21 protein-coding genes are annotated in these 20,613 nt (G+C 62.2%); 12 read left to right on the top strand and 9 right to left on the bottom strand.

Annotated elements, in window-relative coordinates; genetic code table 11:
• Positions 1–2: 2 nt before the first annotated feature.
• Both CLV89_RS11605 and CLV89_RS11610 read left to right on the top strand, forming a co-directional pair.
• Positions 3–782 (top strand): HAD-IIB family hydrolase, encoded by a 780-nt coding sequence (locus CLV89_RS11605; protein WP_106163831.1) that lies wholly within the window; start codon positions 3–5, stop codon positions 780–782.
• Positions 775–2,001 (top strand): glycosyltransferase family protein, encoded by a 1,227-nt coding sequence (locus CLV89_RS11610; RefSeq protein ID WP_106163832.1) that lies wholly within the window; start codon positions 775–777, stop codon positions 1,999–2,001. The genes CLV89_RS11605 and CLV89_RS11610 overlap by 8 nt, the downstream gene beginning before the upstream one ends.
• Before the next feature lie 27 nt (positions 2,002–2,028).
• Here the strand turns inward: CLV89_RS11610 and CLV89_RS11615 are convergent, their stop codons facing one another.
• From CLV89_RS11615 to CLV89_RS11625, 3 genes are all read right to left on the bottom strand, one after another.
• Complete coding sequence (locus CLV89_RS11615; protein WP_106163833.1) at positions 2,029–2,523, bottom strand: GNAT family N-acetyltransferase; 495 nt, start codon at positions 2,521–2,523, stop codon at positions 2,029–2,031.
• Positions 2,524–2,602: 79 nt separating this feature from the next.
• Positions 2,603–2,860 carry a YjhX family toxin gene (locus tag CLV89_RS11620; RefSeq protein WP_106163834.1) on the bottom strand — a complete coding sequence of 86 codons (258 nt, stop codon included), beginning with the start codon at positions 2,858–2,860 and terminating at the stop codon, positions 2,603–2,605.
• A gap of 194 nt (positions 2,861–3,054) precedes the next feature.
• The gene (locus tag CLV89_RS11625; protein ID WP_106163835.1) at positions 3,055–4,797 is read right to left on the bottom strand and encodes a sugar phosphorylase; all 1,743 of its coding nucleotides are present in this window, start codon (positions 4,795–4,797) and stop codon (positions 3,055–3,057) included.
• A 343-nt stretch (positions 4,798–5,140) separates the two neighbouring features.
• On the opposite strand from CLV89_RS11625, the gene gap reads away from it, so the two are divergent.
• Positions 5,141–6,145: a type I glyceraldehyde-3-phosphate dehydrogenase gene (gap, locus tag CLV89_RS11630; protein ID WP_106163836.1), complete on the top strand. Its 1,005-nt coding sequence runs from the start codon at positions 5,141–5,143 to the stop codon at positions 6,143–6,145.
• 129 nt (positions 6,146–6,274) lie between these two features.
• Here the strand turns inward: gap and CLV89_RS11635 are convergent, their stop codons facing one another.
• Together CLV89_RS11635 and CLV89_RS11640 are read right to left on the bottom strand one after the other, a co-directional pair.
• Positions 6,275–6,910, bottom strand: a complete 636-nt coding sequence (locus CLV89_RS11635; protein WP_106163837.1) for a ChrR family anti-sigma-E factor — start codon at positions 6,908–6,910, stop codon at positions 6,275–6,277.
• Positions 6,907–7,428, bottom strand: coding sequence for a sigma-70 family RNA polymerase sigma factor (locus CLV89_RS11640; RefSeq protein WP_207796919.1), 522 nt, complete (start codon positions 7,426–7,428; stop codon positions 6,907–6,909). The genes CLV89_RS11635 and CLV89_RS11640 overlap by 4 nt, the downstream gene beginning before the upstream one ends.
• A gap of 299 nt (positions 7,429–7,727) precedes the next feature.
• Here CLV89_RS11640 and CLV89_RS11645 point away from each other — a divergent pair, with 299 nt between their 5' ends.
• The 9 genes from CLV89_RS11645 to CLV89_RS11685 all read left to right on the top strand — a co-directional run bounded on the left by CLV89_RS11645 (position 7,728) and on the right by CLV89_RS11685 (position 16,814).
• Complete coding sequence (locus CLV89_RS11645; protein WP_106163933.1) at positions 7,728–9,038, top strand: NAD(P)/FAD-dependent oxidoreductase; 1,311 nt, start codon at positions 7,728–7,730, stop codon at positions 9,036–9,038.
• A complete protein-coding gene (locus CLV89_RS11650) occupies positions 9,035–9,799 on the top strand; it encodes a DUF1365 domain-containing protein (protein WP_106163838.1) in 765 nt (254 codons plus the stop codon). The genes CLV89_RS11645 and CLV89_RS11650 overlap by 4 nt, the downstream gene beginning before the upstream one ends.
• Positions 9,799–10,959 carry an SAM-dependent methyltransferase gene (locus CLV89_RS11655; protein WP_106163839.1) on the top strand — a complete coding sequence of 387 codons (1,161 nt, stop codon included), beginning with the start codon at positions 9,799–9,801 and terminating at the stop codon, positions 10,957–10,959. The genes CLV89_RS11650 and CLV89_RS11655 overlap by 1 nt, the downstream gene beginning before the upstream one ends.
• The gene (locus tag CLV89_RS11660; protein WP_106163840.1) at positions 10,949–11,461 is read left to right on the top strand and encodes a chalcone isomerase family protein; all 513 of its coding nucleotides are present in this window, start codon (positions 10,949–10,951) and stop codon (positions 11,459–11,461) included. Before CLV89_RS11655 ends, CLV89_RS11660 begins: the two co-directional genes overlap by 11 nt.
• The gene (locus CLV89_RS11665) at positions 11,458–12,681 is read left to right on the top strand and encodes an MFS transporter (RefSeq protein WP_106163841.1); all 1,224 of its coding nucleotides are present in this window, start codon (positions 11,458–11,460) and stop codon (positions 12,679–12,681) included. Before CLV89_RS11660 ends, CLV89_RS11665 begins: the two co-directional genes overlap by 4 nt.
• Positions 12,678–13,241: a DUF3833 domain-containing protein gene (locus CLV89_RS11670; protein ID WP_106163842.1), complete on the top strand. Its 564-nt coding sequence runs from the start codon at positions 12,678–12,680 to the stop codon at positions 13,239–13,241. Before CLV89_RS11665 ends, CLV89_RS11670 begins: the two co-directional genes overlap by 4 nt.
• Positions 13,238–13,960 carry an SDR family NAD(P)-dependent oxidoreductase gene (locus CLV89_RS11675; RefSeq protein WP_106163843.1) on the top strand — a complete coding sequence of 241 codons (723 nt, stop codon included), beginning with the start codon at positions 13,238–13,240 and terminating at the stop codon, positions 13,958–13,960. Before CLV89_RS11670 ends, CLV89_RS11675 begins: the two co-directional genes overlap by 4 nt.
• Positions 13,957–14,688, top strand: a complete 732-nt coding sequence (locus CLV89_RS11680) for an SDR family NAD(P)-dependent oxidoreductase (protein WP_106163844.1) — start codon at positions 13,957–13,959, stop codon at positions 14,686–14,688. Before CLV89_RS11675 ends, CLV89_RS11680 begins: the two co-directional genes overlap by 4 nt.
• Positions 14,689–14,834: 146 nt before the next feature.
• Positions 14,835–16,814, top strand: a complete 1,980-nt coding sequence (locus tag CLV89_RS11685; protein ID WP_106163934.1) for a sensor histidine kinase — start codon at positions 14,835–14,837, stop codon at positions 16,812–16,814.
• Between the two features lie 57 nt (positions 16,815–16,871).
• On the opposite strand, the gene CLV89_RS11690 is transcribed toward CLV89_RS11685, so the two are convergent.
• The 4 genes from CLV89_RS11690 to fdh3B all read right to left on the bottom strand — a co-directional run bounded on the left by CLV89_RS11690 (position 16,872) and on the right by fdh3B (position 20,606).
• Positions 16,872–18,221, bottom strand: coding sequence for a sigma-54-dependent transcriptional regulator (locus tag CLV89_RS11690; protein WP_106163845.1), 1,350 nt, complete (start codon positions 18,219–18,221; stop codon positions 16,872–16,874).
• Positions 18,222–18,230: 9 nt separating this feature from the next.
• On the bottom strand, positions 18,231–18,356 hold the full coding sequence (locus CLV89_RS23140) for a hypothetical protein (RefSeq protein ID WP_279327903.1): 126 nt from the start codon (positions 18,354–18,356) through the stop codon (positions 18,231–18,233).
• Positions 18,357–18,679: 323 nt separating this feature from the next.
• Positions 18,680–19,894: a formate dehydrogenase subunit gamma gene (locus CLV89_RS11695; RefSeq protein ID WP_106163846.1), complete on the bottom strand. Its 1,215-nt coding sequence runs from the start codon at positions 19,892–19,894 to the stop codon at positions 18,680–18,682.
• 118 nt (positions 19,895–20,012) lie between these two features.
• Positions 20,013–20,606: a formate dehydrogenase FDH3 subunit beta gene (gene fdh3B / locus CLV89_RS11700; protein WP_106163847.1), complete on the bottom strand. Its 594-nt coding sequence runs from the start codon at positions 20,604–20,606 to the stop codon at positions 20,013–20,015.
• Between the last annotated feature and the right edge of the window lie 7 nt (positions 20,607–20,613).

Below are 20,613 nucleotides of genomic sequence, written 5' to 3' on the forward strand. Positions count from 1 at the left end.
CCATGATCCAGTTACTCGTGTTCAGCGATCTCGACGGCACTTTGCTGGACCATGACACTTATGACTATACACCCGCGCTTCCGGCCATCGCGGACATAAAGGCACGCGGCGGGCTTCTAATCCTCGCCAGCTCAAAAACTGCCGCAGAAATGCTGCCGTTGCATCAGGCCCTTGGCCTGGAGGACACACCGATGATCGTAGAGAACGGGGCAGCCTGCCTATCGCCTGCTTACATCGGCTCAAAGGATGCAGACTACCGCGCCATCCGTGAGGTTTTGCGCAGCTTGGGCGCGCCCTTTCGCGGCTTTGGCGACATGAGCGTGTCAGAGGTGAGCGCCGAGACGGGGCTGAGCATGGTCGATGCTGCCCGCGCCAAGACCCGCCAGTTTAGCGAACCCGGAGTGTGGCAGGGCGACGCCCATCAAAGCGCAGGCTTCCTTGCCGCTCTCGCGCGTCAAGGCATCACTGCGCGTCGGGGCGGACGCTTCCTGACACTCTCGTTCGGTGCGACCAAGGCAGACCAGATGCAGCAGCTGTGCCGGTCCTATGCACCCAGTTATTCCGTCGCGCTTGGCGATGCCCCCAATGACATTGAAATGATCGCCACCGCTGACCGCGGCGTCGTGGTGCGCAATGACCACAGCCCGGATCTGCCCGGTCTGGCCAATTACCCTCACATCCTGCGCACCACGCTTGCCGGGCCCACCGGTTGGAACGACGCGATGTTGCAGATACTCGACGAATTGAACTTCACTCAAAAAGGAGCCGCCGCGCATGGCTGATTTCCACCAAAACGGCAATATCGCCCAATTTCACGATCTACGTTGCCGCCCGGTGGAAGAACTAGAATACGAGCTTTCGACTTTTGCCCAGACTCGCAAGATCTCACTCATCCTGCCCTGTCTCTATTCCGAACTCGAAGGGCCAGCCCTGCGCCATATCCTCGATGAGCTGGCGAAAGTCCCCTACCTGCATCACATCGTCATCGGCCTTGATCGCGCCACCGAGGAGGAATATCGCCACGCGCGTCAGTATTTCGCCTCCCTGCCCCAGAGCCACCGCGTAATCTGGAACGACAGCCCGCGGATGCGGGCATTGGGGGACCGGCTGGCGGAACAGGGCCTCGCGCCGCCGGAACCCGGCAAGGGCAAGAACGTCTGGTCCTGCATCGGCTATCTGCTGGCCCAGGCCGAAAGCTCGGTTGTGGCGATCCATGATTGCGACATCACCACCTATTCCAAGGACATGCTGGCCCGGCTGGTCTACCCGGTGGCGCATCCGGCGTTTTCCTATCAGCTGTCAAAGGGGTTCTATGCCCGCGTCGGCAATGGCAAGCTCAATGGCCGGGTCTCCCGCTTGCTGGTCTCGCCGCTGCTGATCGCCCTGAAACGCACCATCGGGGATCGCGATTACATCGACTACCTGCGCAGCTTTCGCTATCCGCTATCCGGCGAAATGGCCCTGCGCATGCCCTTGCTCCCGGACCTGCGCATCCCCTCGGACTGGGGGCTGGAGATCGGCGTGCTGTCGGAGGCTTGGCGCAACCTCGGGCGAAAGGCGGTCTGCCAGGTGGAGATCGCTGACAATTACGACCACAAGCATCAGAGCCTCAGCCCCGAGGACGCCAGCGCCGGCCTCAACCGCATGTCCACCGACATCTGCAAGGCGATCTTCCGCAAGCTGGCCGCCGATGGCACCGTATTCACGCCGAATGTCTTCCGCACCCTGAAAGCGACCTATTATCGCTCCGCGCTGGATCTGCTGGAAGCCTATTCCCATGACGCCATCATGAACGGGCTGGAGATGGACCGCCACGGCGAGGAGAAGATGATCGAGATGTTCGCCAACAATATCATGACGGCGGGGCAGGTCTTTCTCGAGAACCCGCATGAAACACCCTTCATCCCCAACTGGAACCGCATCCACTCGGCCAATCCGAGCTTTCTGGGCGATCTGAAGGCAGCAGCCCTGGCCGATGACGCGGATTACGCCCCGGTATAATCCGGGGTGATCCGGGGCGTAGCGCGCTTAGATGCCAAAGGCCGGGTGATAGGCGACGACGCCCTCCGGCACGTCACCCTGCAAGGCAAGCGCCATAAAATAGCTCGCGGGCAAACCGGGCAACACCAAGCCCCTGTGGCAGGCAAAGCCGAAGCGCGCGTAAAATGCAGGCTCGCCCAACAGCACGATCCCACGGACGCCGCGTCCCGTAAGCCGCGCCATCCCCTCATGGATGAGCGCGGAGCCGATCCCCTGTCCCTGTCTTGTCGGCAGAATTGATATCGGCCCCAACCCCAGCCAGCCCAGATCGCGCCCATCAATGGTAACCGGCGAGAAGGCCACATGGCCCACGACCGCGCCCGCCTCCTCCGCCACGAGCGAGAGGGTCAATGCGCCTGCGGCCCGCAATCCCGCAACAATGCCCGGCTCGCTGCCGTCACTATGGGGATGTCCGGCAAACGCCGCCTCCGTCACCACATGAATTGCATCCGCATCCTCGGCCTGTTCGTCTCGAATGATCAAACCGATCCTCCTTTCATATTTTCCAACTCAAAATAATCCGGGGAGCGCGGGGGGTTCCCCCTCGCACCCGCCCTCTTGGTCATCGATTGTCGGCCTGTGAACGCACTGATCGGCGCCCCTTTTCGGAAATCTGATAAGGGCTGGACATCCGGCTTTCGACCAGCCGTTTGCGCTTCAGCCGCCGAAAAATCTCCAGCGTGCAGTTGCTGAGGATCAACCCGTCGCGGGTCACGCAGGTCACCTCGGTGACCCGTCCGTTTGGCGCGCGCTCATAGAGAATACGCCCGCCCTGCGCCAGCGCGTGCAGCACGCGCTGTTCGTGTTTCGAGATGTTCATTGAAGTCTGCCTGTGATTGAACCACGTCAAAACCGCCACGCGCGCGCAGAGGCGTCGCGCGTTTCGCGGGTGCGACAGGTTCCGGGAATACCGAAACCGTCAGCAGGTGGTTGCAATCTCCAACATCAACAATTCCCTTGTCTGGAGGGGCATTTCCCCGTGCTTAGCAGCCCCATCGCAGGCGGGCAATCTTCTCAAGCCTGATTGGTAATCCAGCGGCATTGATAGGGCGCAAGTGTGATTTCCGCATCCCAGGTCACGCCCTCGCCCGACAGGAGATCCTGCCAGTCCTCCCCTTCGATCAGGTTCAGCGCCCCCGGCGGCAGGATCACCCCATCGGCGCTGACGTTGTGCAGGGCAAAGATCGATTGCGCCCGGTCCAGCGATTGCCGCCAGAGGGCAAACACCCGGTCGTCCAACTGCAGGGTGAACTGCGTCGCATTGGGATGAAACGCCGGTTGCTGCGCCCGCAGGCGCAGCCGGTCCGACAATGCCGAGAGCACCTGTGACTGCTCCGTCTGCGCGTCCTGAAGCCGCTCACACAACGCCGGATAATCCCAGCGGTGCCGGTTGATCGCCCGGTTCATCCCCCGCCGCGCCACTGCGTCATGGTCATTTGGTGTCGCCAGAAGCGCATGAATGTAGAAGGCTGGAATGCCCTCAAGGCTCATCGAAATGGTCTGGGAGCAGATAAAGCGGCCAACTTTCAGATCATCCGCCCCCTGCAGGGTGCGCGACATGGCATCGAAGTAAGTGCAATTCACCTCGTAGGGCGCCTCTCCGCCATCCGGTAGCGACCGCATGGAGACCAGACCGCCGCTCTCCCTGACACACTCAATCATCTGATCGATCTCCGCCTGCGGCAACACGCCCTCGGCCGGCCTCATGCCGATCCCATCGTGGCTGGCGGTGAAATTCAGATAGGCACAGCCCAGCGGCGCTGGCGGCATCGCCCGGGCCCATTTCAGCAAAAACCGCGCCGAGCCCGCCAGCACAGCATGCAGGATCAGCGGCGGCAGCGGGAAGTTGTAGACCACATGGGCCTCGTTGCGATTGCCGAAATAACTCAGGTTCTCTGCCCGCGGCACATTGGTCTCGGTCAAGAGCACCACCGTCTCGGTCGCGTAATCCGCCAGCAGACGCAAAAGTTGCACGATGGCATGGGTTTCTGGCAGGTGGATCGAGGGGCTGCCGGCCTGTTTCCAGATGAAGGCCACCGCGTCGAGCCGGATGATCCGCACCCCCTGGTCGATATGCAGCCGGATGATGCGCAGGATTTCCAGCAGCACCTCCGGGTTCTCGAAATTCAGATCGACCTGATCGTGGCTGAAGGTGCACCAGACGTGTTTCACCCCGTTTGCCGTCTCCACCTCCTGCAGCAGCGGAGTCGTGCGGGGCCGCACCACCTGCGACAGGTCTTGCTCAGGGCTGGCCTCGTAGAAAAACCCGTCGAAAGGCGCCTGCCCCTGGCGGTAGGCGTTGAACCATGGGCTTTGCGAGGAGACATGGTTCAGAACCATGTCCGACATCAGGTGAAACGCCCCGCCAATGCGCCGGATATCGGCCCAGTCGCCCAGCTCCGGATTGACCTTGCGATAATCAGTGACCGCAAACCCGTCGTCCGATGTATAGGGAAAGAACGGCAGAATATGCACGCCGTCCACGACGCCCTTCATATGGGTCAGCAGGAAATCATGCAGCAAATCCAGCGGCTTGTGGCTGCCATCAACCAGCGAATTGCCATAAGCGATCAGCAGCGCATCCCGCTCGGACCAGAGCGTGTTGCCCGGCGTGCGCGGCCGTTTGCGCCGGTGCGTGTCCTGCGGCCAGAAGGCTTCCACCACCTGAGAGCCCAGGATCTCGCTGTCCAGCTCCGGATAGATCTGCTGCAGGAGCCGTGTCAGACGACCCCCAAAAGACGCGCTGCGCTGCACCATGTCCGACCCTCCTCCGGCTGCGCGCGGATCATTTTCCGCTTTGCCTTCAATTGCTTCGCTCAATGACCTCTGAGCCTCAGCCTAGCCGCGCCATCGCACTTGCGTAAACCGCTGGCCCGCCACTTGGCGCGGGTTTTGCGCAAAGTGACCATTTTACGGGCAGGTATCGTGACGTGGATCGGAAATGCGCTACGCTCCAATAGGTAATAAATCGCCGTGATGCCGAGGGGCAGGCATCGTCACGGGGCTTGATCGACGGCGACGTTAGCGTTAACGATGGCCGCGAGTGATAGCGGTACCATCAGGGTGCCGTGCCCGGAAACCGAACCGGAGTTATTGGCAAATGACCCTTAAGATCGCGATCAATGGATTTGGCCGGATTGGCCGCAATGTGCTGCGTGCGCTGCTGGAGAATGACACCACCGACGTCGAAGTCGTGGCGATCAATGACCTCGCCGCACCCGCAACCCAGGTCCACCTGCTGAAATACGACAGCGTGCATGGCCGTCTCGGCGCCGAGGTGGTGATCGAGGGCGACACCATGAAAGTGGGCCGCCACGAGATCCGCCTGACCGCGATCCGCAACCCCGAAGAGCTGCCTTGGTCCGACGTGGACATCGCATATGAGTGCACCGGCCTCTTCACCTCCCGCGAGGCCGCCGCCCGCCACCTGGAAAACGGCTCCCAGCGGGTGCTGATTTCCGCACCGGGCAAAGAGGTCGACCGCACCGTGGTCTTCGGCGTCAACGACGCGGATCTGACCGCTAAGGATGTGATCGTCTCCAATGCCTCCTGCACCACCAATTGTCTGGCCCCGGTGGCCAAGGTGCTGGACGATGCATTCGGCATCAAGACCGGCTACATGACCACCATCCACGCCTATACCGGCGACCAGCCGACCCATGACAGCGCCCACAAGGATCTCTATCGCGCCCGCGCCGCGGCGCTGTCGATGATCCCAACCTCCACCGGGGCTGCCCGCGCAATCTCCGAAGTGCTGCCGCATCTGAAGGGCCGTCTGGAAGGCTCCGCCATCCGGGTGCCGACGCCAAATGTCTCCGTCGTCGATCTGACCTTCCAGCCGGAAAAAGCCGCCAGCGTCGAGAGCATCAACGCCGCGATCCAGGCGGCTGCCGCCGACGGCCCGCTCAAGGGCATCCTCGGCTACGAGGACGAGCCGCTGGTCTCGACCGACTTCAACCATGACCGCCGGTCGTCGATCTTTGCTGCGCCGCAAACCGCCGTCACTTCCGAAGGTCTGGTGCGCGTGGTCAGCTGGTACGACAACGAATGGGGCTTCTCCAACCGCATGATCGACACTGGTCGCGCGATGGGCAAATTCCTCTGACCTCCAGCAGAGCTCAGAGCTGAAGACCTCAGACCCAAACACCAAAGGGCCGCAGCACATGCCGCGGCCCTTTTCATCTTCTGCATAAATATCCCGGAGCACGAGGCAGAGCCTCGTAAGACCCTTGCGTCAGATCCGGAAGATCGGCTGCAGCATGCGCGGGACAAAGGACCGGAACCGCAGCGCGGCATCGGTAGCCGCAAGGCAGATGCAGGCCGGGCCATCCTCGGCCACCGGCTCATGCTCCAGATCGCCGTCTGCAACCTCCAGATCGCCAACACCAAACCGGCCGGTCTCATCCGAAAAGGCCCCCTGCAGCACCAAAGTCAGCTCCAGACCGTTGTGTCCGTGATCCGGTACTGCCATGCCGCCCGGGATATACAGCAGCCGCACGCTGCCGCTGCGGTCATGGTTCAGGATCATCTGCCGCACGCCGAGGCCAAGGGGCTTCCATTTCGGTGGCAAGCCGCCCAGCGCCTCCATCACCGGTGCCGGAAAGATGCCGGAGCGCTCATAGACCCGCTCTGTCGCCGCCGGGGTATCCAACGCATCAAACAGACGCGCCTTCATATCGGAGGAGACCTCCTGCACGGGAGTATCATCCAGCAGCGCGCCGCCCAGCGTCTCATGCGCGCCAAGGCGGGCCCGGCACTCATCACACATGGAGACATGCGTGGCGACCACGGTTGAAAACGCCTTTGGCAAGCTGCCTGAGGCATATGCAATCAGCAGCTCGTCAGGGATATGATGCGTTATGCCCGTCATGTCCTGTCCGTTCCCTTCAATTCGTGACGCAGCTTTTCCAGCCCGAGCCGGATGCGCGACTTGATGGTGCCCAGCGGCAGGCCGGTTTCGGCCCGGATCTCCGCATGGGTCAACTCGCCCAGATAGGCGCGTTCGACCATCTCGCGCTGTGCGGGCTTCAACCTGTTCAGCGCCGCCCGCAAAGCTGTCGTCTCCTCTTCCAGCGCCACAATCTGTGACGCGTCGTCTTCTGCCGTCTCGGCCGGTTTCAACTCTTCCGGCACCGGGCGGCGTTCCTTGCGCAGCACGTCGATCTGACGGTTGCGCGCAATCTGATATATCCAGGCCGAAACCTGCGCCCGACCGGGGTCGAACATATGCGCCTTGCGCCAGACCGTCAGCATGACGTCCTGCACAATGTCCTCCGCCTGAGCCGGCGGCAGGCCGGATCGACAAATCACCCCTTTCAAACGGGGGGCGAAGTGGTCGAACAGGTGACCAAAGGCCACCTTGTCCCGCTGGTCGCGCACCGCCAGCATCCAGACCGTTGTTTCGGCATAGGGTTCGCCTGTCACCAATATGTTCTCCCTGGCACGCTTCGCGCCATCGCCCACCCTAGCGGGCGCGGCTTCGGCTTCAAGCCTGTCTTCCAAAAGAACGTCTTCACTGACATCGAACATAACTTTCATACGCCGACCCGCTCCGGCTGGATCAAAAATTCTGTACCCCGCAAAAAATTCGTAAAGCGGCAAGAAACCCTGCCACGTTTTTCTTTTCTGCTTTTTTGATCCAACCGGGCCGCGCCTTGCGTAAGATCATCAAAACCAATGGAGTTTACATGTCTTTTGATGCCCTCTCGTCACAGCGTCGCCGAATTGCAATCGTGGGTGGGGGGATTTCCGGACTGGCGTCGGCGTGGTGTCTTGGGCCGCGTCATGACGTGACCCTGTTCGAGGCCGCTCCGCGTCTTGGAGGGCACGCGCGCACGGTCACAGCAGGCATTCGCGGTGACCAGCCTGTCGACACCGGCTTCATCGTGTTCAACTACGTGAACTACCCGCATCTGACGCGCATGTTCAACGAACTCGATGTGCCAGTCGTGCGCAGCGACATGTCCTTTGGCGCCACCATTCAGAACGGCGCGGTGGAATACGGGTTGAAGGACCTCACGGCCCTGTTTGGGCAGCGGCGCAACCTTGGGCGTCCGGCCTTCTTTGGCATGGTGCGCGATATTCTGCGCTTCAATGCCCGCGCCGAAGGCGCAGCCCGCGACGACAGCACCACTATCGGCGAGCTGGTCAAGGAGCTGTCTCTCGGTGAGTGGTTCCAACGCTACTATCTGATGCCGATCTGTGGCGCCATCTGGTCCACCCCGCCGGAAGAAATCCGCGATTTTCCGGCCCGCTCTCTGGTGCGCTTCTTCCGCAATCACGCGCTGCTGTCCGCTGCGGGGCAGCACCAGTGGTGGACGGTCAAGGGCGGCAGCATCCAATATGTCACCCGCCTCTGTGCCCATCTGGAAAAAATCGGCGTCGATCTGCGCGCCGCCTGCCCCGTGCGCTCGGTCGAGCGTCACGACAGCGGCGTTACCCTGCATCTCCCCGATGGCCAGTCGGAGGGCTTTGACGAAGTGATCTTTGCCTGCCATTCCGACGACGCACTCCGCCTTCTGGCGCGTCCAACCACGCAGGAGCAGGCCACCCTCGGGGTCATGCGCTATCAGGACAACCAAATGATCCTGCACCGAGATGCCGGACAGATGCCGCGACGTCGCGCCTGCTGGTCCTCCTGGGTCTACAAGGCCGACCAGCAAGACGACCGCCCTGCCATCGGCGTTACCTACTGGATGAACCGGCTGCAGAACCTGCCGGAGAACGATCCGCTGTTTGTGTCGCTGAACCCCGTGCAGGAGGTGAACGCAAAGCTGATCTACGATGAAAAGACCTTTCGCCACCCGGTCTTCGACCGCGCTGCGGTCCGGGCGCAAGACGCGGTGCAGGCGATGCAGGGCCAACACAACACCTGGTTCGCCGGGGCCTATCTGCGCCATGGCTTTCACGAGGACGGTTTTGCCAGCGCGGTCCGCGTGGCCCGTGCGCTGGAGGCCCGTCACCTGCCGAGCCGTGATGCGCAAGAGGTCCTGGCATGAGCGCCAGCACCGACATATGGCCTGAACATGTGGCAGGATACACCACCCACGCCCGCCGTGGCAGCATCCGCAATTCGTTTCGCTACAGCGTCGATTATGTGCTGCTGGACCCGAAATCCGCAGACGGGCCGCGCCTGTTCTCGCGCAACCGCTGGAACCTGGCTTCCGTGCAGGACCGCAGCCACGGAGGCGCGCCCGGACAGGGGCGCGGTGTGGTCTGGGCCGAAGAGATCCTGACGCAGGCCGGGCTGCCACTTTCCGGGCTGCGCGTCATGCTGCTGACCCAGCCCTCATTCCTCGGTTATATCTTCAACCCGGTCAGCTTCTGGCTGGCAATGGACGGCACCGCGCTGCGGGCGGTGATTGCGGAGGTGTCCAACACCTTTGGCGATCGGCACAGCTATCTCTGCGCCCTGCCCGACTTTGCCCCCATCACGGCGAAATCCTGCCTCACGGCACAGAAAATCATGCATGTCTCACCTTTTCAGGAGGTCGCGGGCGCATATCGGTTTACGTTTGATATCGGGGAGGATCGGATCGCCATCCGGATTGCCCATGAGAACGGCTCCGAAGGCGTCATCGCCACGCTGATCGGAGACCGTCATCCCCTGAGCAATTCCCGGCTGATCACCGCCGCCCTGCGCCGCCCGCTGGGCGCCATGCGCACCATCGCGCAGATCCACTGGCAGGCGCTCAAACTCAAACTCAAGGGCGCGCGCTACAGAAGACGCCCGCTTCCGCCCGAACAGGAGGTAAGCTGATGCTGTTCATCACCAACCGCGTCAAACGCGATTTTCTCGATAGCTGTGCCAGGATACGACGCGGCAGCCTGCGGCTGATCACGCCCGAAGGCGAAGTGCATGATTTTGGTCAAGGCGCGCCCGAAGCCGAAATGCAGATCAACGACTGGTCAGTGGTCACAGCGCTGGCCTCGCGCGGCGACATCGGACTGGGCGAGGCCTATGTCGCCGGTCTTTGGGATACACCATCGATCGAGGCGGTGACCCAGGTGGCACTGTTGAACCTCGACTACCTCGAGGCCTTTGCCTACCCGAGCCCGCTGGCCACGTTGAAATTCCGCGTCGTGGACCGTTTGCTACGCGCAAATTCCCGCAGTGGCGCCAGCCGCAACATCAAGGCGCATTACGATGTCGGCAATGAGTTCTATCAGCTCTGGCTCGATGAAAGCATGACCTATTCCTCGGCCCTCTTTGCCCCCGGCGACCGCAATCTGGAGGATGCCCAGCACCGCAAGTACGACCGCATCCTCAACCGTGCCAGCGACGCCGAACGTATCCTGGAGGTCGGCTGCGGCTGGGGTGGATTTGCCGAACGTGCGGCCGATCATGGCCGCCATGTGACCGGTATCACCATCTCGCCCAGCCAGCACGGGTTTGCCGATGCGCGGCTTGACGGGCGCGCGGAAATTCAGCTCTGCGACTATCGCGACACCAAAGGCAAATTCGACGGCATCGTGTCGATCGAGATGATCGAAGCGGTGGGCGAGCGGTATTGGCCACAGTATTTCGCCATGCTGAAGGACCGTTTGACCGAGAGCGGCCGCGCAGTCGTGCAGGCCATCACGGTGCCCGACGCCTATTTCGACATCTATCGCAAGGGGTCGGACTACATCCGGCAGTACACCTTCCCGGGTGGCATGCTGCTGTCCAATGCGATGATCGCCCATCACGCCCAGCAGGCAGGCCTGAAGGTCACCGACAACTTTGGCTTTGGTCTCGATTACGCCCGCACCTGCCGCATGTGGTCGGATCGGCTCAGCGCCGCTTCGGACAAGGTTCTGGGGCTTGGCTACGACCAGAGCTTCCTGCGCAACTGGCAGTTTTACCTGCAGATCTGCGCCGCCTCGTTCGAGACCCGTCAAACAGATGTGGTACAGGTGGAGCTGGCCCATGCGAGTTGATCTTCGCGCGGTACTCGCACTGGTCCTGACCCTTGGAGCCCCCGCCATCAGCCATGCCAATGGCACCGGCCTTGGCGCGCCCGTCCCACTGGGGCAGGCCACCCTGCGGTTTCTCGGCTTTGAGGTCTATACCGCCACCTTGCACACCGAAGGGGCCGATCAATTCGACTGGGACCGGCCCTTGTCGTTGCGACTGGACTACGCGCGCGGCTTCTCTGCCGAGGATCTGTTGCAGGGCACCCGCAAGGAGTTGCAGCGCATCGAGGGCACGCGCTCGGATCAACCGCAAATGTTGAAGAAACTGGCCACCTGCTTTCGCGCCGTGGGTGACGGGGACCACTACGTGGCCGTGTCCACCAAGCCAGATACCGTCGAAATGCGCCTCAATGGCGCGCGGACCTGCCGTGTCTCCCACCCGGATCTGCGCAAGCGGTTCCTCGGGATATGGCTGTCGCCCAACAGCCGGTCCGCGCGCCTTTCGGCCCAGTTGCGGGGCGAATGATGCATCCCTGGCGCGTCAGCACCTATGCGCTGATGCTGGCGGCCGCCGGTCTGCCGCTCTATATCCATCTGCCGCGCTATGCCACCGGTGAGCTGGGGCTGAGCCTTGCGACCCTCGGGGTGATCCTGGCGGGCATCCGCGTGATGGATTTTGCTCAGGACCCGGCGCTTGGCTGGCTGGTTGATCGCTACCCGGCGCGCAAACCCGCCCTTGCGGTGCTGGCCGCGCTTGGCATGGGGCTTGGTTTCGTGATGCTTTACACCCTCCGCCCGGAAACAGGCACGATCCCCTGGCTGATCGCGGCGCTGGTTCTGGTCTTCACCGCATATAGCCTTGGCACCATCCTGTTCTATGGCCAGAGCGCTGCCCTCGCCGGCAGCTCCGATGGGCTGATCCGACTTGCAGGCTATCGCGAGGCCGGCACGTTGGGCGGGATCATCCTCGCTGCAACCGCACCAACCGCGTTGGTGGCCCTTGGCGCATCTGGCAGCGGCTACAGCGCTTTTGGCCTATTGCTGGCAGCGGTCTGCCTGATCGCCCTCGTGGTGAGCCGCCCCCTTTGGCGTGTCTCGGCACCGGCAGAACGCCCGCTGTCCCTGTCCGAGCTGCGCAGCTCCGGCGCGCTTGGCCTGCTGGGGCTGGCCTTTGTCAACGCACTGCCGGTGGCGATCACCTCGACCCTGTTCCTGTTCTTCGTCGAGGACCGGTTGCGCCTGCCGGATCTGGCTGGTCCCTTCCTCATCCTGTTTTTCCTTGCCGCAGGGCTATCGGTCCCACTCTGGACCCGCGCCTCTGCGCGCTTCGGCCCGGCCCGGGTGCTGGTGCCCGCCATGGGGCTGGCCATCGTGGCCTTTATCGGCGCTGCGGCCCTGCCCACAGAGGCGGCCTTCGGGTTTGCGCTGATCTGCCTCGGCTCCGGTGCAGCACTTGGCGCCGATATGGTGATCCTGCCGGTGCTCTTTGCCGGCGCATTGAACCGCGCCGGGCTGCAGGCGGGTCGCGCCTTTGGCCTTTGGTCCTTTGCCGCCAAACTGGCGCTGGCCAGCGCGGCCGTGCTGTTGCTGCCCCTGCTGGAAATCAGCGGCTACCGCCCCGGTGCCACGAATTCCGACGCCGCCCTCACCGCGCTAACGCTGGGCTACGCAGTGCTGCCCTGTCTCATCAAATGCGTCGCCATCGTGCTGGCGCTGCAACTCCCCCGGAAAGAGGTTTCTGCATGAAGCTCCTGCTTGCTCTTATCATCCTCGTGCTGCTCCTCCTGCTGCTGCGCCCCGGATTCGGCTTTCGTGCCCAGCGGCCCTCGGACTATGCGAACACCGGGCCCGCCTTTGACATCCGCAAACATCTGAGCGGGCGTTTCATCTCCGAAGGGATGATTTACGGTCCCACCGGGCGCGTGGTGTCGCGTTTCGTTGCGGAAATGACAGGCGAGTGGGAGGGCGACAGCGGCACGCTGAGCGAAGACTTCCAATATGCAGGCGGCGGCACGCAGGCGCGAAAATGGATCCTCACCGCCGGGCCTGATGGCGCCTTCACTGCCGAGGCGGACGATATCATCGGCACAGGGCGCGGTCAGCACTCCGGCGCAAGCGTGCGGCTCGACTATCGCATCCGTCTGCCCGAGGACGGCGGCGGGCATGTGCTGGACGTCACCGACTGGATGTACCTGATGGAGAACGGTACCATCATGAACCGCTCCGAGATGCGCAAGTTCGGCGTCAAGGTGGCTGAACTGATCGCCACCATTCGCCCGGCCCCGGACACGGAGGCAGAGCAATGAGTTTTGAAGGACAGACCTGGTGGATCATCGGCGCCAGCGAAGGTCTCGGTCGTGCGTTGGCCACGGCGCTGGACCGCGAAGGCGCGCGGCTGATCCTATCCGCCCGAAACCCGGACAGGTTGACGGAATTGGCCGGTGAGCTGCGCGACGCCGTGCCGTTGCCGATGGATGTGACCGACGCGCGATCCGTGACGGCCGCGGCAGAGGCGGCCCAAGACGCGGATGCGGTGCTCTATTGCGCCGGTCTTTATGATCCGATGACGGTTCAGGACTGGGAGCCCGAGGCAGCCGAAGAAATCTGTGAGGTGAACTTCATGGGGGTCATGCGTGTGCTGGGCAGAGTGGCCCCGCGCATGGCGCAGCGGGGGCGCGGGCATATCGCCCTGATCGGCTCGCTTGCTGGCTACACCGGCTTGCCCGGTGCCATCGGCTATGGTGCCTCCAAGGCGGCGGTGATGCATCTGGGCGAAAACCTGCATCGTGATCTGCGCGATACGGATGTGAAGGTTCAGGTGATAAACCCCGGCTTCATCAAGACCCGGCTGACCGCGAAGAACGACTTCACGATGCCGATGATTCAAAGCCCCGAGGACGCTGCGGCCTGTTGCATGAAAGCGCTGCGCTCAAACCGGTTTCAAAGCGCCTTTCCCGCGCCATTTTCCTGGGTCTTTCGTATCGCGGCGTATCTGCCACGCAAACTTGTCACGAGGCTCATATGACGCAGAGCACTCCCCGCGAAGTCGTCATTTTCGGCGCGTCAGGAGGGCTGGGGCGTGCGCTGGTCGCGGCCTACGCCGCACGCGACAGCGTCACCCGCATCCATGCCGTCGGACGCCGCATAGATGCATTGCCAACCGGCGAGAAGATCACTCCGCACCGCGCTGACATCACCTGCGAGACGGACCTAGAGGCGCTGGCGCCACAGCTGGGAGAACCGGATCTGGTTCTGGTGGCCACCGGCCTGCTGAGCGACCCCGAAACAGGGCTGAAGCCGGAAAAATCCTATCGTCAGCAAAGCATGGCCGCTTTCGAACAGGTGTTCCGCGTCAATACGTTCGGCCCCGGGCTGGTGGCCAAACACCTGCTGGGGCGGATGCCGCGTCAGGGCCGCACGGTCTTTGCGGCATTGTCCGCGCGGGTCGGGTCAATTTCCGACAATGGATTTGGCGGTTGGCATGCCTATCGCGCGTCCAAGGCCGCGCTGTGCATGTTGATGCGCAACTATGCGATCGAGGTGGCGCGCAAGAACCCGGATGCGATTTGTGTCTGCCTGCATCCGGGAACCGTCGACACAGGGTTGTCGGCCCCGTTTCAGTCCAATGTGCCCGAGGACAAACTGTTCGCCCCCGACTATGCCGCCAACTGTCTGCAAGGGGTGCTTGACGGATTGAACCCAAAGGACAGCGGCGGACAGTTTGATTGGGCCGGCAAAAAGATCCCAGAATAACATCATCCGAACGTTGCCAGTGTGAGGCCTCTTTGTAGGGTCCGTTCGGGCCTCGCCTGTGGTCTTGCCCCCCGGCGTCGATCCGGCGACACTGACGGACTATTGCCACCTGCGTCGGTGGCACCGCAAGGAGACCATCGCTTGTGCTGAAATCCGTTCGCCTGCGCCTGCTGATCCTTGCGTTGCTGCCCCTTAGTGTCCTGATGCCGCTGCTGATGGTGGTCGCGATGGCGCGATGGAACGCAGATTACGACAAGGTCCTGATCGCCAATGTCGAAAGTGACCTGCGGATCGCCGAACAATACCTCGGCCAGCTCCAGGGCAACTCCGCCCGCACCTTGCAGGGATTGGCAGATTCGGCGCGTCTGGCAACGGTGCTGTCCTCCGGCGCGCTTCAGGTTGACCGCTTTCTCACCACCCAAAAGAGCGCGTTGCAGCTCGATTTCCTCTATCTGTTGCAAGGCGACGCCTTGACGGCGGCCAAGGCGAAATGGCCGGTGATCCACGAGGCCGCCGCTGGCCGCATGGCGTCGGAAATAGATATCTTCTCTGCTGCAGAACTCATGGATGTGTCTCCTGCCTTGGCGGCGCAGGCGAGCATAGACCTGATCGAGACCGAAGCAGCTGCCCCCACCGATCACGACGTCGAGGATCGGGGCATGGTCGTCCATACCGCCGCCCCGGTGCGCGTCAGCGGCGCCGACGGTGTGTTGGTTGGTGGATTGCTGCTGAACCGCAACCTTGATTTCATCGATACCATCAATGCGCTGGTCTATCTGCACGGGCAATCGGATGTCAGCCGTCAGGGCACCGCAACACTGTTTCTCGACGACACCCGCATTTCGACCAATGTCCGTCTGTTCGAAGATGTGCGGGCGCTTGGAACGCGGGTCTCGGCTGCCGTGCGCGGCGCGGTTTTAGGCGACGGCGAGACCTGGCTTGATCGCGCTTTTGTCGTGAACGACTGGTATATCTCAGGCTACATGCCGCTGACCGACAGTTTTGGGAAACGGGTCGGCATGCTCTATGTCGGCTTTCTGGAGGCCCCCTACCAGACCGCAAAGAGAGCCGCCTACTGGACGGTTGCCGGCGCCTTTGTTCTGGTCATCGCCTTGACCGCACCGTTGTTCCTGTGGCTGGCTAAAGGGATTTTTGCCCCGCTCGAACGCATGACCCGCACCATGGCGCGGGTGAAGCGCGGCGATCTGACTGCGCGCAATGGCACCATCGGGCGCAGTGACGAAATCGGCCAGGTCGCCAGCCATCTCGACACTCTGCTGGATCAGGTGCAGGAGCGGGACAAGCGCCTGCGCAACTGGGCGGACGAGCTGAACGCCCGCGTCGAGGAACGCACCCGGGAGCTGAAAGTCGCCAACACCAAACTGGAGGAGACGTTCCGGCAGTTGGTGATGAGCGAAAAGCTGGCGTCGATCGGTGAAATCACCGCCGGCGTTGCGCATGAGATCAACAATCCGGTCGCCGTTATCCAAGGCAATGTGGATGTGATGCGCATGACGCTCGGCGAGGCCGCCGACCCGGTGCAGACCGAACTCGATCTGATCGACAATCAGGTGATGCGGATCGGTGCCATCGTCGGAAAGCTGTTGCAATTCGCAAGGCCATCAGACTTTGGCACCTTTGCGGAACATGTAGACGTGGCCGCCGTGGTTCGCGATTGTCTGGTATTGGTGGATCATGTGATCTCGAAACAGGAGATCCGGGTCCTCACCCAGTTCGACGACACATCTTGCGTCTGCATCGACCCCGGTGAGTTACAGCAAGTTGTGATCAACATCATCATCAACGCCACCCAGGCGATGGATGGACGGGGTACCCTAGCGATTTCCGTTGGGGCGACGTCCCGTGAGGGTCAGAACGGCACCGCCCTGCGCATCGCAGACACCGGTCCCGGCATTCCATCCGAACGGATCGATCATATTTTCGATCCGTTCTTCACCACCAAACAAGGAGAGGGCACCGGGCTTGGCCTGTCGATCAGCCAGACTTTGATCCAGCGCGCCGGGGGCCGCATTACGGTGCGCAACCGCAAAGCGCGTGGCGCAGAGTTCCTGATCTGGTTGCCGGATCCTTCGTCGTCCGCCGCAGATCTCAACGCCCCGCACTAGCACAGCGTCCCGACGCACCGCTGTCAGGATTTGCACTCAGCCGTCGGCTAAGGCCTCTCAAACGCCCCAGCTGGCACATTTCCTGTCAATGGTCTTGCGCGAGACCCCAAGCCGCCGCGCCGCCTCTGCCCGATTGCCCTCACAGGCATCGAGCACATGCATGATATGGCGCTGCATCACCATATCGAGGTTTTCGACTGCCTCCACTCCGGTGACGGACCCAGTGCCTGTGAATTCCTCTGGAAAGGCACCAAGGATCACCGAACGTTCGACAAGGTTGCGCAGCTCCCGCACGTTGCCGGGCCAGTCGTAGCGGGAGAATTTCAGCAACGTCTCCTCATCCAGCTCCAAGGTTGGCATGCCAAGGCTGAGGGCGAATTGTTCCGTGAACAGCGCCGCCAGCTCGACGATATCCTCGATGCGCTGTCGCAGGGGCGGCATCTCGATGTTCACGACGTTGATGCGGTGATAGAGGTCGGCGCGGAACCGCCCGCTTTCGACCGCCTGCTGCAGGTCCGCATTGGTGGCAAACAGAAAGCGCAAATTCAGCGGAATGTCCCGCTCTGCTCCCACCGGACGCACCTTCTGATCCTCCAGCACCCGCAGCAGCGCCGCCTGCACCTGTTCGGGCATCTGCGCCACTTCATCAAGGAACAGCGTGCCGCCATCGGCGTGCAGGAATAGCCCGTCGCGGCGGCGGTCCTGCGCATCGATCACGCCAAACAATTCCTCCGCCAGCCGATCCGGCGACAGGCCGGCGCAGTTGACGGCAACAAAGGGCTGTTCGGCCCGGTCAGACAGCGAATGCAGCGTGCGTGCCGCAATCTCCTTGCCGGTGCCGGACGCCCCTGTGAACAGTACCGGCGTCGGCAGCGGTGCCAGACGCTGCAGCATCTGACGGACCTTGCCGATGGCCACGGATTTGCCCAGCAACCGCCCGCGCGCGCCCGCGTTCTCTGCCGAGAGCTCATGTTTCAGCAGGTAGTTTTCGCGGCGCAAATACTTGCGATCCAACGCCCGCGCCACCGCGTTCAGGATCTGATTGGCGCGAAAAGGTTTGAGCACGAAATCCGCAATCCCGATCCGCAACGCCTGAATGGCAGTGTCCAGATCCGCATAGGCCGTCACCAGGATGGTATCTGCAAAAAGCCCCACTCGGCGCTGCTCGGCGACCCACTCAAGCCCCGTCTTTCCGGGCATGATATTGTCCAGCACAATCAGATCGAAATGCGCCTTGTCGAGGATGTCAGAGGCGTCCTTCGCCGAAGCCGCCTGCTCCACCCGCTTACAATGAGGCTCCAGCACCTTGGTCATGAAATGGCGCATGCCCGGTTCGTCATCAATCACCAGGATCGACGCGGAGGACAGCGACGCGGAATACTCATCGCGAAGGGCGGTGACGTTCATGGGATACAATCAGTTCAGGCGTACAGCAGCGCCAGAGTTTTGATCCTGCGCGGAGAACCCTGCACGCTCCAGCGCAAAGTCCGCGCCGACGGCGATCACGGCGATGAGGGCAAAGCCCGCAAGCATGGCTTTCATATCAGATGTCCTCTTGGTGTGTTGTCGCAGTTGTCAGGTGGTCTTGCAGATCCGCCCGGTCGATGTGGGCCGCGATCTGCGTCATTGGTTTCATTGAAGCCGACAGGCCGTAATATAGCGCTCCAGCCGGTGATCTAAAAGCACATCTATAGCCCCGGCGTTCAAGGCATTCCTCATTTCTGAACGCACATCAGAAGGAACATCACCCGAGGGAAGAGCCCTGCGGCATCCCCTCGCGGCTACCAGTGATGATCTCCGTCTTCCGGTTTGCCAACCGGGGCGACGTCACAAGGCGCAGGCCAGGTGTCAGTCGCCCCATGGTCCTATTCTGCCGGAGTAGCGCCCGTAGTCCCGGACTTCGCCCGCTCCTTCTCCTGAACTTCCTCAAGCCAGATCGAATGGTGCTGGTGCGCCCAGGCTTCGTCCACCTCGCCGGTGCCCATGGCATCATAGGCCCCCTCCATGCCCACCGTGCCGATGTAGATATGCGCAATGATGATCGCCATCAGCACAAAGGCCACGATGGCATGCCACAGCTGCGCCAACTGCATTTCCTCCTGCGGCGCCAGCTCGGTCGGCAAAGCACCATACCCCAGCCATTGCGGCAGACCGAGATCGTTGAGGATGCTGAAGGTCTTGGCAAAGAGCGGCAGTTCATACGGGAACAGCAGCGACAGGCCGGAAATTGATATCGACGCGCCGAACAAGATCACCGACCAGAAGATCACCTTTTGGCCTGCGTTGAACTTCTTTGCCGGCGGGTGTTTCTTGCCGACGATGCCGCCAAACTGCTTGATCCAGACCAGATCGAGCTTGTTGGGGATGTTATGCGCAACCCACATGAAGAACACCATGATCAGGGCCAGCATGAAGGCCCAGGACACCGAATTGTGGATCCATTTGGAGCCGATAAGCAGCAGGGAATTCACGTCCTTGCCCAGATAGGGCTGGATCGCCACACGTCCGAACAGCGTCAACAGGCCGGTCACCCCGAGCAGGATGAAAGATCCCGCCAGCATCCAATGGGCCAGACGCTCGATGAACTCAAAACGGGTCACGGTGCGACCGGTTTGTTCGCCATCGACACGCACCCGCCCTCGCAGCAGGAAGAACAGCGCCAACGCCCCCATCGTGCCGAGGAGCAGCCAACCGCCATATTGGCGCAGCGGTCCTTCGCGGAAAGTCAGCCAGCTCATGCCGCCATCCTGCACCAGAACAGTGGCCACTTCGCCGCCCGCCGAGACGCGAATGTCGGCAGAATTGTAGCGCAAGGCCCGCCACAGCTCCGGGTCGGACTGGCCACCAAGGGTGCCCAAGTGCTCGTTGATCGCGGCGGCCGCGTCCGGGTTGCCGGTGGCCTCACTGCGGAAACGATCATCAATCGGCTCGCCACGCTGGCGGGCCATGATGTCCTCCAGCGTCTGTGCCCCACCCGTCGCGCTGCGGTCGGGGGCAGTCGGGGCGGCGTCTTGTGCATGGGCCGAAAGGCCGCACATCAAGGCCAGCTTCAGAACGAATACGAAAATCAGGCGCGGCATGGATGGAACTCCCCGTTAAGCCGGATTTGAAAAATTGAATAGAGGGCACACCGGAAGGGGCCCGCCGCATGGCGGGCCGCCTCCTGTTGTCGGCGTGCCTTGAGAACAAAGGCCGGCGTCAGCCGCCCTTCTGTTCGTAGGCTGTGCCCCAGCCCCAGGCGCCGGAACCAAAGCCACGGGCCACCACACGCTCACGGTAGACCGAGGACACCACGTCCCCATCACCCGCCAGGAGCGCTTTGGTGGAGCACATCTCGGCGCAGATCGGCAATTTGCCTTCCGCGATCCGGTTGCGCCCGTACTTCTGGAACTCGGCCTGCGAGTTGTTTTCTTCGGGACCACCGGCGCAGAAGGTACATTTGTCCATCTTGCCGCGGGAGCCGAAGTTGCCCGCCTGCGGATACTGCGGCGCGCCAAAGGGGCACGCGTAGAAGCAGTAGCCGCAGCCAATGCAGAGGTCCTTGGAGTGGAGAACCACCCCTTCCTCGTTCTGGTAGAAACAATCCACCGGGCAGACCGCCATGCAGGGTGCATCGGAACAATGCATGCAGGCGACCGAGATGGACCGTTCACCGGGCTTGCCATCATTGATGGTCACAACACGGCGCCGGTTGATGCCCCAGGGCACCTCGTGCTCGTTCTTACACGCGGTGACGCAGGCGTTGCATTCGATGCAGCGTTCGGCGTCGCACAGGAATTTAGCTCGTGCCATTTATCCG

Origin of the sequence: Tritonibacter scottomollicae, from assembly GCF_003003215.1 — a bacterium.
Taxonomy (GTDB): Bacteria; Pseudomonadota; Alphaproteobacteria; order Rhodobacterales; family Rhodobacteraceae; genus Epibacterium; species Epibacterium scottomollicae.